We start from the raw sequence: 13679 nt of genomic DNA, 5'->3' as shown, positions 1-13679 counted from the left end.
ATGTGAGTTCACCCCTAAACAATTTTCATTTTAAAAATATCTACTCTTTTATAATTTTAACTGAAACAGGACTCTCTAAATGAACTTTTATTAGATATACTGCATTAGGTTTATTTTGAATATCTAATTGTACTTTTCCATTAATTACTTGGTAAACTTCGGAAGAAATAAGTTGTGAGCTCAAAGTGAACAAATCAATTTTAATTTCTTTTAATGATACCGGTAAGGCTATTTCAAAAATTCCTGATGTAGGATTTGGATATGCAGTAACCTCTTCAAATAGATCAATCGTTTTTGAGAAAGTTCCTTCACAATTTTTATCAGTTTGTATCTCTACCAAATCTCCATGTTTAATGTTTAAATCAAAAGAGGAAGACATTGTTTTTAAAATTACATTTCCATTAACTAACACGTTAAATGGTGCAGTTCCTTGCTCAATGTCAATAGATACTTTATTTGATGATATACTTGTTGTTTTTCCTGAGATTTCTGTTCCCTCTTCTATTTCAACTGAATAACATTGTTTGGAAGTTATATTTGGTACGATTATACAAATATCATAAGTTCCCGGTTCTAAATTTTCAATTGTTAAATCATTACTTAAATTATATTCATTACCATTTATAGTTACTAAATAATCATAAGTTGCTGTAGCCGATACTTTAATTTGTCCATTATTTTTATTTGGACAAGTTTCATTAATAGTTTCAATTTTGAAATTGTTTGAAGGCAATACTATACACCCATTAAAATTAACAATTTCTCCTTCTGGTGTATCGGGACATAAATCTTTGTCGTTCATTACACCGTCATTGTCATCATCTAGTTGGCTTTGCGAACAGCCGTTTTCATTTACTGTTTCTCCTTCAGGTGTTTCTGAACATAAATCTTTATCGTTCATTACACCGTCATTGTCATCATCTAGTTGGCTTTGCGAACAGCCGTTTGTATTAACTATTTCATCTTCAGGTGTTTCAGGGCATAAATCTTTATCGTTCATTATACTGTCATTGTCATCATCTAGTTGGCTTTGCGAACAGCCGTTTGTATTAACTATTTCATCTTCAGGTGTTTCAGGGCATAAATCTTTATCGTTCATTATACTGTCATTGTCATCATCTAATTGACTTTGTGAACAGCCGTTTTCGTTTACTGTTTCTCCTTCTGGAGTTTCAGGGCATAAATCTTTATCGTTCATCACACCATCTTTGTCATCATCGATTTGACTTTGAGAACAACCGTTTTCGTTTACAGTTTCTCCAGTTGGTGTTACAGGGCATAAATCTTTGTCATTCATCACACCGTCATTATCATCATCTAGTTGGCTTTGAGAACAGCCATTTTCGTTTACTGTTTCTCCTTCTGGAGTATCAGAACATACATCTTCATCATTCATGATACCATCATTATCATCATCAATTTGACTTTGCGAACAACCATTCTCGTTAACGGTTTCTCCAGTTGGAGTTTCAAGGCATTGATCTTTATCATCTATAATACCGTCATTATCATTATCTGAGCAATTAAGGGAATAAGAAACATTATTATCAACATTCCATCCAATTGGAATATTATTAAGTTGATTTTGATTAACCTTAATACATTTAAGATTTGGATTTTGAATAGCATTAAAATTTTCTAACAATAAATTTTCAGAAACATCTATTTCATTAATTTTTGTGTGACTTAAATGAAGGGATTTCATTTTAGTGTTTGATGAAATATCCAAAATTGATATATCACTATTTGTTGCATCTAAATGAGTTAATAATGGATTGTTAGAAATATCTAAAGATGTAATATTTGTGTTAGCAAGGCTCAAATTTTCTAATAATTTGTTGTTAGTAATATCCAAAGAAGTAATATTTGTATGAGAGACACTCAAATCATTTAATAATGAATTATTTCTTACATCAATTTCAGAAATCTTACTGATACCATTAATATTTTTAAAAGAACCTCCAACGGACAAGTGAGTCAAAAGTTTATTATTTAAAACATCAATATTCTCAATACTCGTGGATTTGGCAGAAAGTATTTTTAAATTTAAATTTTTAGAAACATTAATAGTATTTATATTATTTCCACCTATGTCAAGATCTTCAAGTAACTCAAAATTAGAAACATTAATTTCAGATAAATTATTAGCTTCAACATTAATCTTATTAAGATTTGTACAATTTGAAAGATTCAAATAATTTATGTTATTGTTTATTAAATAAATACTTTCTAACCTTGATTTATTAGATAAATCTAATGAAGTAATTTGAGTTGAAAAACATACAAGTTCTATCAAGTTATCAAATTCTTCAATTCCTGTTAAATCATAAATATCCAATTCATTCAATAAGAGATAATTTATGCTTTTTGCCTTATTTTTGTATATATAATTATCAAAAGATGTATCATAATCATTTTCAATTAAATACTGTTCAAAAATATCATCAGGTACAAAAATTTTCCCTACAGGAGGATTGATGCTTATATACCCTTTATTTACAGAGTAAAAGATATTTCCAACACTTTCCACCTTTATTTTTCCACCTGATGTAGATAAGTTTGGAACTATAATATCAAATGAACCGTTATTTTCAATATTTGAAGCTAGGGCTATTGTATAAGTTGAACCAGTATTAGGTGAGAAAAGTATATTTACTTTAGAACATAAAATTGGTGATTTATCAGTATTGGCTACATTCCAAGTTATAGTTTTAGTCTCTCCAATATTCCATTTCTCTGAATTATTTTGAGATGTTACTTCAAAAGGGCCTGAATTTTCATCAAAAATTATTTTTGTTTGCATAAAAGCTGTTTGAGGAAAATTTAAATTGTTATTTCTTACAGTTAATCCAAAATTTACAGTTCGGCTAACTGAAGGAAGAACTTCCCATTTATTTGACCTTTGACCAATTGCGCTAGATAATTTATTAGGTAATGATCTTTTACCAGAATTTGTTGGTGGATATGATCTAAAAATTGGGCCTTCGATTTGGGTTGATTCTGGAGGTGAAATACCAATTTCAGCATCAAATTGCTCCCATGTATAGGTATAGCTATCTGAATTTGCATTTGAAACATCCCCAACCAACTTAATTGGAGAAGATATTGGAACTGTATAATCAGCTATATCTATTATCACTGGAGGTGAATTTTCTATAAGTGATGATTCCATACAAATTGAATTATCTGAATTCAACTTAGCAATCATTTGTTGAATACTGATACCGTGAAAATAGATATCTCTGTCTTTTACAACATTATCGTCTCCCCAACATACCCCTCCATAGGACATTATTGTACTCCCACTTCCTGGCTCAACTGATGTCAAATTTGAAATTGAATAATCTGTAAAACCTTTAGAACACTTATTATAAGTATGACTAGCTCCAAATTGATGACCGATCTCATGCATAATTACATTTTCAAAATAATTTCCTATCGGAGACGAACTAGAAGATACTCCGTTAGGCTTATTTATATTACAAATAGATGTTTGCATAGCAACACCACCAAGATCAAAAGCTGAATAAACATGACTAATATCATAGTTTTCAAATCCAATTATATCTTTAACAATTGTATTACCTTCATTTAATAGTTTATACTTATCATCACCGGTTAATTCATCAGTTAAACTATTTAAAAAAATTATTTTTTCTGAATCTTCAACTAAAACCATCGATAATGAAATATCTCTTTCAAAAACTGCATTAACTTTTGTCATAGATGCAACAATTGCTGACAAAACAACTTCCTTTTTTTCAATTTCAGTTTTATTATTATCTATTCCTTGATATTGTAAATGCCAATTAGAGTATTCCGCAGTTGCAATTACAGCTAACCTGATAGTTCGAAAATAGCCATTATTTGAATTGGAAATTTTCGAGTTACCATTTGATTTTCTTTGCTCATTTTCTTTAGCATTTACAACTTCGCACTCGAAAGGTTCAGTCTTAGGTAAACTTTTAGTAGAATATATTTTATATGATTTTATATCATTAGTATAAGTATTAATATAAATAGTTCCTCTAGGGCTATTTAGTATAACAACATTTAGTCCTTGAGTAGTTAAACTTAATCTTATCAGTAAACTTGGATCATCAAGTCCTTTACCAATATAGGATTTAAGATTTGGAAACTTTTTTTGTAGTCCATCAGACATTACAGAAGCTTCAAAGACTTCATATTTATGTAATTCTCCAAGCTCATTTGGAAAAGTTATTATTGTTCCGGCTTTTTTGGACTTTACACTTCTTTTAGGAGAGGTATTTAGTTTGCTTTTGAGTAACTCAAAATTTAGATTAAATAATTTATACTCAGAAGGTTCGGAAACATTTTTAATTTTGTTTGATTCTTTTTTATTTAATTCTGTTGTTGGAGTCCATAACTCATCAGATGTTTGAGCTTTTAGAGTTAGAATATAAAAAAGGATTAAAATAGTGGAGGTTAAGTAGTTTTTTTTCATACCAAAAAATAAAATAGCAATTTTGAATCTCAAATATAGCTTTATTATTTTTTGTGTTAAATGACTTTTATCAATTTTGTTGAAAATCAATTAATTAAAATTTGAAAACATTAATTAGAGTTACCTGTTTGAAGAATGGGCATATCTAAACGAATTGGAATATATGAATTTTCAAAGGGATTAAATTAACTACGGATGCGAATTCACCCAAACTTCACCATCTTCAAAATGTTCTTTTTTCCAAATTGGTACAGTTTCTTTTAAGGTGTCAATAGCAAATTCGCAAGCTTCAAAAGCAGCTTTTCTATGTGCAGAAGATACAGCAATAATTACAGGAATATCACCAATTTTAAGCTCACCAACAGCATGATGAATTGAAATTTTGTGAATATCGAATTTTTCCAAAGCGCGGTCTGCAATTTTTTGCATTTCCTTAATCGCCATTGGTTCGTAACCACTAAAATCTAATAAGATAACTTCCTTGTTTTTTGTTGCATTTCTAACGGTTCCTACAAACAAGGCAATTCCTCCGCAAGATGCATCTTGCACAAAATTGTAACATTCATTTAAATTTAATTTTTCTGATGTTATTTTAATAGAGGTATTTATTGTCATTTTTAACAAGATTTTCAGCAAATTTAAGAAATATAAACAGTATTTTCGCCAAACTACTATTAACTATAGATCAAATGAAAAATACCTTTAGAATTGTAAGTGTACTGGAAGGAGTTTCTTACTTATTATTGTTATTTATTGCAACACCCATTAAGTACTTATTAGGAATTGATACCTACGTGAAAATGTTGGGAATGCCTCACGGAATTTTATTTATTGGATATGTTATTTTGGCATTTATGTTAAAGTCTGAACTGGAATGGAAATCTAAAACAACTTTAACAGTACTATTAGCTTCAATAATACCATTTGGTACTTTTTATATTGATAAAAAATATTTGAGAGACTAACCACCACTAACAGGTGGAATTATAGCTACTACATCTCTGTGAGTTATAATTAAATCATCATCAGCATATTCTTCGTTCACAGCTATTGCGAACTCATTTATGTTTTTTAATCCTGAAAAATTAGAGATTAGCGACTTTTTTAATTCTATAATAGTTGAATTTTCTTCAATTTTATAAAGCATAGTATTTTTACCAACCAAATCTGTCGCAATCCCAAAAAATAAGAGTTGAATTTCCATAATAATTATTCCATTTTCAACAAAAGTACATGATTTCTATTTAGATTCATTTTAAATAAATTTAAAATTCAGCTTATGTGATATTAGTTACAAAACTAATATTTCTATTACCTAACTTTGATTGAAGTTCAAAATTTTTTATAAAAAATGAAGTATGGTTTTATAATTGACAACCGTAAATGTATTGGTTGTCATGCTTGTACTACGGCTTGTAAATCGGAGCATGATGTTGCAGTTGGAGTTAACAGAACGTATGTTAAGCAAGTCGAAAAGGGAGAGTTCCCCGATACCCGTAGAATTTTTTCGGTAATGCGTTGTAATCATTGTACAGATGCGCCTTGTGTAGAAATTTGTCCGGTTGAAGCATTGTATACTCGTGAAGATGGTATTGTTGATTTTGATAACAATCGTTGTATAGGTTGTAAGTCTTGCATGCAAGCTTGCCCTTATGATGCTTTGTATATTGATCCTGATACTAATACAGCAGCAAAATGTAATTATTGTGCACATAGAGTTGATGTTGGTAGAGAGCCAGCGTGTGTAACCGTTTGTCCGGAACACGCTATTATTGCGGGCGATATGGACAATCCTACAACAGAAATTTCGCATTTATTGGCACGTCAGGCTGTAAAAGTGCGTAAACCTGAAAAAGGTACCAATCCTAATTTATTCTATATTGATGCGGATGATGCTTCTTTAAACCCTGAAGCAACTGATAAGTCTGGACCAAGCTTGTGGAATTCTCAAGCTCGTGGTGTTGGGCATTTTGCAAAAGCAGCTGAAAAAATGATGCATACAAATGATGATGTGGATTTATTGCAAATGACAATTGATAATGATATTCAGGCTGCTTATCAAAGAAAAGAAACAGAAAATCCTAATTATATTGATGTTTTAACCGGAAAAGCGCGTAGAGTTTACGACACCCCAGATAAAGGTATACTTTGGGGCTGGGAAGTATCAGCGTATGTGTTTACAAAAGCAATAGCTGCTGGAGCTTTCTTAATTCCGTTTATTGCAATTATGTTAGGTTATGAAGTTTCTTCAACAGCAAAATTATGGTCAGCAGGAATTTCATTAGTATTTTTAGCTTTAACAGGTTTGTTCTTGGTGATGGATTTAGATAGACCAGATAGATTTTTAAACGTTTTATTACGTCCACAATGGAATTCTTGGTTAGTAAAAGGTGGTTATACAATTACTGTTTTTGGATTATTAGTAACTGTTTGGGGAGCAATGACATTCTTTGAAATACAAGCAGGGGAAACCATTTTATTATGGGTAACAGCAGTTTTTGCAGTACTACTTGCTATTTACACAGCATTTTTATTTGCACAAGCAAAAGGACGTGATTTTTGGCAAAGTCCAACATTACCATTACATATGTTAGTACATAGTATAATGGCAGGAACTGCAATATTTGTAATAGCGTCTTTAATTTTTGGAAATGAAAATTGGATGGTTATTTTAAAAAATACAATGCTAATTGCATTAGTAGTTAATCTGTTTACCTTAATTACTGAATTAACAATAACACACCCAACTACTTCTGCCAAAACAGTTGTAAAAATGATAACAAAAGGAAGGTATAAAAATCTATTTTGGGTGGTAACAGTTATGGTTGGAAACATCATTCCATTGGTGTTTTTAATAGTTGGAAATTCAACTCCGTTATTAGTTGGTTCATCAGTTTTAGTATTAATTGGAATTATTGCTACCGAGAAAATTTGGGTGGAAGCACCTCAAAGAATTCCATTAGCTTAATTTAAAAACAGAAAGTCATGGGATATAAAAAACCATCGTTTATAGAAGGAATTGCTGAAAAATTAGGAATTATACCTAATTTGCATAAAGAAGGCTACCAAGAGTTTGAAAATGATATGCGTCATTTTACAGATGAAGAGGTTGCTCAGATGTATGAAAACTTCCCTCCACCAGAAAAATGGGATAATTGGGTAGAATACAATCCAAAAGTTTGGCCTAAAAAAGAGAAAAAAACCTATCAAATTGTACCCACAACTTGTTTCAACTGTGAAAGTGCTTGTGGATTAACAGCATTTATTGATAAAGAAACCCAAGAAGTTAAGAAGTTTGAAGGGAATCCGTATCATCCAGGAAGTAGAGGTAGAAACTGCGCCAAAGGGCCTGCAACTATCAATCAAATTACCGATCCGGATCGTATTTTATTTCCTTTAAAAAGAAAAGGAAAACGAGGCGAAGGAGAATGGGAACGTGTTACTTGGGATGATGCCTTAGATACCATAGCTGCAAGAATTAGAAAAGCATTAAAAGAAAACAGGCAAAATGAAATCGCATACCATGTAGGAAGACCAGGACATGAAAAATTTATGAATTGGATTTTGCAAGGTTGGGGAATAGATGGTCATAATTCACATACAAATATATGCTCTTCCGGAGCACGTTTTGGATACAATTTATGGTATGGGTATGATAGACCTTCACCAGACCATGCAGAAGCGAAATTTATTTTATTAGTATCTGCACATTTAGAATCCGGACATTATTTCAACCCGCATGCGCAACGTATTATTGAAGGTAAAATGAAAGGGGCAAAATTAGCAACAATGGATCCTCGCTTGTCAAATACAGCAAGTATGTCAGATTATTGGTTGCCATCATATCCGGGAACTGAGGCTGCGGTTTTATTAGCTATGGCTTTGTATATTTTACAAAATAAATTGTACAATAGAGCTTACCTTGAAAATTGGACAAACTGGCAAGAATATTTAAAAGCAAGACATTCCGACAAGGAAGTTACTTTTGAAAATTATATTGCAGCAATGATTGATGAATATAAAGAATTTACGCCTGAATTTGCTGAAAAAGAATCTGGAGTAAAAGCTGAAATGATTCGTGAAATTGCTCAAAAAATTGGCGAAGCAGGTGAACGTTTTGCATCGCATAACTGGAGAGCTGCAGGAGCATCAAACTTAGGTGGTTGGGCTGTTGCACGTTGTTTACATTTTTTAACTGCACTTACTGGTGCTGTTGGTGCAAAAGGAGGAACTTCTCCAAACTCTTGGAATAAATTTGGTCCAACTCAACCGAATAAACCAAAACCTCAAAAATTTTGGAACGAATTACATTTTCCAAAAGAATATCCTTTAGCATTTTTTGAAATGAGTCAGTTATTGCCACATTTCTTAAAAGAAGGCAGGGGAAAAATGGATGTCTATTTTTCAAGAGTATTCAACCCAGTTTGGACCTATCCTGATGGATTTACATGGATGGAAATGTTCTCTGATGAAACCAAATTTGGTTTGCATACAGCATTAACACCAACTTGGAATGAAACTGCTTTTTATGCCGATTTTGTGTTACCAATGGGGTTAGCTTCTGAACGCCATGATTTAAATAGTTATGCAACACACGGTGGAACGTGGGTAGCATTTCGTCAGCCAGTTTTAAGAGAGGCTGCTCGAAGAAACGGAAAACCTGTTGAATTCACCTATCAGGCAAATCCGGGCGAGGTTTGGGAAGAAGATGAATTTTGGATTGAATTAAGTTGGAGAATTGATCCTGATGGAAGTATGGGAATTCGTAAAACTTTTGAATCACCATACCGACCAGGAGAAAAAATCACCATTAATGAATATTATCAATACATTTTTGAACGTGTAAAAGGCTTGCCTGAAAAAGCAAAAGCTGAAGGTTTAACCGAACTACAATACATGCAAAAATATGGTGCTTTTGAAATTGAAAAAGGTGAATCTTACAAGAAAAACGAAACACCACTTACTAAAGAAGAATTAAAAGGAACAAAAGTTGATAAAATTACTGACGTAATTACTAAAGATGGGAATCCAATTGGAGTAATGGTAAATGGAAAGGCTGTGGTTGGTTTTCCAACACCATCGCGTAAAAATGAATTCTATTCGCAAACAATGGTAGATTGGAAATGGCCAGAGTATGCTACACCACAATATATTAAAAGCCATATTCATAATGATAATTTAGATAAATCAAAAGGTGAATATGTATTGGTTCCAACATTTAGATTACCAACTTTAATCCATTCACGTTCTGGAAATGCTAAATGGTTGGTTGAAATCTCCAATAGAAATCCAATTTGGATGCACCCTGATGATGCCGCAAAATGGAACTTTAAAACAGGAGATTTGGTAAAAATGAATACCGATATAGGTTATTTTATTGACAAAGTTTGGGTAACCCAAAGTATGAAACCCGGTGTAGTAGCTTGTTCGCATCATATTGGGCGTTGGCGCAGACCACAAGATAAAATTGGAAACCGATGGGCTACCAATACCGTAAATATTGAAGGTGATGGAAAAGGTGGGTGGAAAATGAATACCATTTCTGGAATTAAACCTTTTGAATCTTCCGATAAAGATTCAAAAAGAATATTTTGGAAAGATGGAGGTGTACATCAAAATATAACACACGCAGTACATCCAGATCCTATAAGTGGTATGCATTGCTGGCATCAACGTGTGCGTATTGAAAAACCTAAGCAAGGTGAAAACTATGGGGATATTTTTGTGGATACAAATAAATCTCATGAAATATACAAAGAATGGTTGGCAATGACACGTCCTGCTCCTGGACCAAACGGAGAACGCAGACCGCTTTGGTTTAATAGAGCATTTACACCAGATAAATCTCCTGGCGGTTGTTATTATATTCCAAAAGAAGAAAAATAGAGATAAAAAATCCCGCTTTGTGCGGGATTTTTTTTGAAAAATGATAAAAAAATAATATTTTATTTTCACTAAAAATAAAACAAATAGCTACCTTCGAAAAACTAACTAAAAATCAAGTTTTATTATATGAGAAACATTTTTCAACAATTAATTATTGAAAGATTTAAGGCTAATTTTAAAAAGAAACATTCTCAAACCAACGAAAAACAATTATTAAAGGAAGTAAAACTTTTTGAAGTTCGTATTTCACATTTCCTAAGCGATTCGTTTTTTATTGTAATTGGAATTATTTCTGCAGGTTTTGGTTTAAAAGGTTTTTTATTACCGAATTCATTCATTGATGGAGGCGCTATGGGAATTTCTTTATTAATATCTGAAACTACAAAATTTTCACTATCAATTTTAATTATTGTTGTTAATTTTCCATTTATAATTTTAGGTTATTCACAAATAGGAAAACAATTTGCATTAAAAAGTATTTTGGCAATTGTTGGACTAGCTTTAATTGTACATTTTATACCATATCCATTAGTAACTTCAGATAAATTATTGATTGCTGTTTTTGGCGGTTTTTTCTTAGGTGCAGGAATTGGAATGGCAATAAGAGGAGGCGCTGTTATTGATGGAACCGAAGTTTTAGCAATTTATTTAAGTAAAAAAACAGGTTTAACCATTGGTGATATTATATTGCTATTCAATATTTTAATTTTTTCCTTTGGGGCTTATATTTTGTCAATTGAAATTGCATTATATGCCATGCTAACCTATATGGCAGCGGCAAAAACAGTAGATTTTGTTATTGAAGGTGTTGAAGAATATACTGGAATAACAATTATTTCTTCAGAAAGCGAACAAATAAGATTAATGATTACTGAAAGTTTAGGGAGAGGTGTTACTATTTATGCAGGTAAGGGAGGTTTTGGTAAAAAGGGTAATGCTTTGACAGAAATTGATATTATTTACACAGTAATTACACGATTAGAAATCGCAAAATTAAAAACAGAAATTGATAAAATTGATTCTTCAGCTTTTATTATTATGAATAGTATTAAAGATACTAAGGGAGGAATGATAAAAAGACGCCCTTTAAAATAAAGGAGTAAAGATTCTTATAAAAGATATTTCAAAGGTTTTTCTATTTTTGTTTAGGTGAATAAACTACAAACATATTCTAATTTAATTAAACAAGAATCAAAACGTTTGGGTTTTGAGAGTTGTGGCATTGCCAAAGCAGATTTTTTACAGGAAGAAGCTTCTAATTTAGAGCAATGGTTAAAAAATGGATACCATGGAAAAATGCAATACATGGAAAATTATTTTGACAAAAGACTTGATCCCAGATTATTAGTTGACGATGCAAAAACGGTAATTAGCTTATCGTTTAATTATTTTCCAAAAGAAATTCAAGATGATTCAACGTATAAAATTGCAAAGTATGCTTATGGTGAAGACTATCATCACGTATTAAAAGCCAAACTAAAAGAACTTATTTTTTTTATTAAACAAACTATTGGTGAAATTAATGGACGTGCTTTTGTGGATTCTGCACCAGTTTTAGAACGTGCTTGGGCACAAAAGGCTGGTTTAGGTTGGCAAGGAAAACATTCGTTGTTAATTCAAAAAAATAAAGGTTCTTTTTTCTTTTTAGCTGAATTAATATTAGATGTTGAACTAGCATATGATAATCCTTTTTCAACAGACCATTGCGGAACTTGTACAAAATGTATAGATGCTTGTCCTACAGAAGCAATTTTACAAAATAATACTGTTGATGGTAGTAAATGTATTTCATACTTTACTATTGAATTAAAGGATGAAATTCCGCCTTCAATGCATGGAAAATTTGAAGATTGGATGTTTGGCTGTGATATTTGCCAAGATGTTTGTCCGTGGAATCGCTTTTCAAAACCACATTCCGAAGAAAAATTTAATTCACATCCTGATTTATTATTAATGACAAAAAATGATTGGCAAGAAATTACTGAAACAGTTTTTAAAACCGTGTTTAATAAATCGGCTGTAAAACGCACAAAATTCTCAGGTTTAAATAGAAATATTCAATTTTTAAAAGATTAAATAAGGGTTGAATTTCTTTTAATTATTTTAGTAGGTAACACAATTGTTTCAGGTATAAATTCTTTTCCTTTTTTTTGAGCATTCATTTCTTTAAACAATAATTTCAATGCTTTTTTTCCCATTTTATAACCAGGTTGGTCAACTGTAGTTAATGATGGTGAAATTACTGAAGACATAAACCAATTACTAAAACCAATTACTGAGATTTGATTTGGAACAGCAATATTATTTTCATTAAAATATGCAATTGCACCAACAGCAACTAAATCGGTTATAGCAAAAACAGCATCAATGTCCTTGTTTTTTTCATAAATATCTTCTGCAAATTTATAACCTTCTTCAAAAGAGACATCTTCACAGGTATAAATCAAAGATTTATCAAATTTAATATTATTATCCTCTAAAGCTTTTCTGTATCCTAAGTACCTGTCAATTGAATTTTGTGGATTTAATGGCCCTCTAAAATGTGCTATTTTTTTGCAACCAGATTGTATTAAGTGAGTAACTGCATTGTAGGCTGCCTCACGATCATTAATAACAACTTTTGAACATACTAATGATTTTGAAATTTTGTCGAATAAAACAAGTGGTGTTTTTTTATTGATTACTTTTTGTAAATGTTTAATTTCTTTTTGATCATTTGCAAGAGATATTAAAATTCCATCTACTCTTTTATTTAAAAGTAAGTCTATTTGTTTTTTTTCTAGTTTTACTGATTCGTTTGATTGTAGTGTAATAACCAAATATCCTTTTTTTTCTGCTTCTTCAATAATACCATCTATTACTTTAGAAAAAAACTGATGAACAATTGTTGGAATAATTACCCCAATAGTATTTGTTTGTCTTGTTCTTAAATTTACAGCAACAGAGTTAGGTGTATAATTCATTTCTTCAGCTAAAGCAAAAACAGCATCTCGAGTAGACTTGCTAACATCGCTATAACCTTTTAAAGCCTTGGAAACTGTTGTAACTGAGATGTTTAATTTAAGTGCTAAGTCTTTTAAAGTTATTGGTTTCATTCTATTAAACAATTATTAGGCTCTAAATGTATATGTTTTTATTCAGTTATAATTTTGTTTTGGATAAAAAATAACACTATTTAGGTTAATTTAATGTATATACTTGTTAAATATACATTAAAAATCAATGAAATTGACGAAAATCGAAATCGTTTTCGGTATAATCGAAATCGTTTTCGGCAAAAAAAAAGAAGTTAATTCATTGATATTGTTTTTTTTTTGGAACTCTTAAA

9 protein-coding genes are annotated in these 13679 nt (G+C 31.0%); 5 read left to right on the top strand and 4 right to left on the bottom strand.

All coding sequences use genetic code 11. The annotated features are described in order from the left end of the window. Window positions 1-40 precede the first annotated feature (40 nt). Together BX611_RS03030 and BX611_RS03025 are read right to left on the bottom strand one after the other, a co-directional pair. Window positions 41-4465 (bottom strand): reprolysin-like metallopeptidase, encoded by a 4425-nt coding sequence (locus tag BX611_RS03030; protein ID WP_115878003.1) that lies wholly within the window; start codon window positions 4463-4465, stop codon window positions 41-43. A gap of 189 nt (window positions 4466-4654) precedes the next feature. Then, complete coding sequence (locus tag BX611_RS03025) at window positions 4655-5080, bottom strand: molybdenum cofactor biosynthesis protein MoaE (RefSeq protein WP_115878002.1); 426 nt, start codon at window positions 5078-5080, stop codon at window positions 4655-4657. Between the two features lie 74 nt (window positions 5081-5154). Between BX611_RS03025 and BX611_RS03020 the strand changes: the two genes are divergently transcribed. Then, window positions 5155-5430: a DUF3817 domain-containing protein gene (locus tag BX611_RS03020; RefSeq protein WP_115878001.1), complete on the top strand. Its 276-nt coding sequence runs from the start codon at window positions 5155-5157 to the stop codon at window positions 5428-5430. Here BX611_RS03020 and BX611_RS03015 read toward each other — a convergent pair. Next, window positions 5427-5669, bottom strand: a complete 243-nt coding sequence (locus tag BX611_RS03015) for a MoaD/ThiS family protein (protein WP_115878000.1) — start codon at window positions 5667-5669, stop codon at window positions 5427-5429. The genes BX611_RS03020 and BX611_RS03015 overlap by 4 nt on opposite strands. A 147-nt stretch (window positions 5670-5816) precedes the next feature. On the opposite strand from BX611_RS03015, the gene nrfD reads away from it, so the two are divergent. The 4 genes from nrfD (at window position 5817) to queG (ending at window position 12427) form a co-directional block, all read left to right on the top strand. Next, the gene (nrfD, locus tag BX611_RS03010; RefSeq protein ID WP_115877999.1) at window positions 5817-7433 is read left to right on the top strand and encodes an NrfD/PsrC family molybdoenzyme membrane anchor subunit; all 1617 of its coding nucleotides are present in this window, start codon (window positions 5817-5819) and stop codon (window positions 7431-7433) included. Window positions 7434-7450: 17 nt separating this feature from the next. Continuing rightward, on the top strand, window positions 7451-10351 hold the full coding sequence (locus tag BX611_RS03005; RefSeq protein ID WP_115877998.1) for a molybdopterin-dependent oxidoreductase: 2901 nt from the start codon (window positions 7451-7453) through the stop codon (window positions 10349-10351). A gap of 126 nt (window positions 10352-10477) precedes the next feature. Continuing rightward, window positions 10478-11446, top strand: coding sequence for a YitT family protein (locus tag BX611_RS03000; protein WP_115877997.1), 969 nt, complete (start codon window positions 10478-10480; stop codon window positions 11444-11446). Window positions 11447-11500: 54 nt separating this feature from the next. Then, complete coding sequence (gene queG, locus BX611_RS02995; RefSeq protein ID WP_115877996.1) at window positions 11501-12427, top strand: tRNA epoxyqueuosine(34) reductase QueG; 927 nt, start codon at window positions 11501-11503, stop codon at window positions 12425-12427. On the opposite strand, the gene BX611_RS02990 is transcribed toward queG, so the two are convergent. Then, entirely contained in the window at window positions 12424-13446 is a 1023-nt protein-coding gene (locus tag BX611_RS02990) for a LacI family DNA-binding transcriptional regulator (protein WP_115877995.1), read from the bottom strand. The two genes, queG and BX611_RS02990, sit on opposite strands and share 4 nt — an antisense overlap. Window positions 13447-13679: the final 233 nt, after the last annotated feature.

The organism is Lutibacter oceani, from assembly GCF_003384935.1.
GTDB classification, from domain to species: Bacteria; Bacteroidota; Bacteroidia; order Flavobacteriales; family Flavobacteriaceae; genus Lutibacter; species Lutibacter oceani.
Note: the sequence above shows the minus strand (reverse complement) of the source record. Positions and strands in the feature narration are given on the sequence as shown.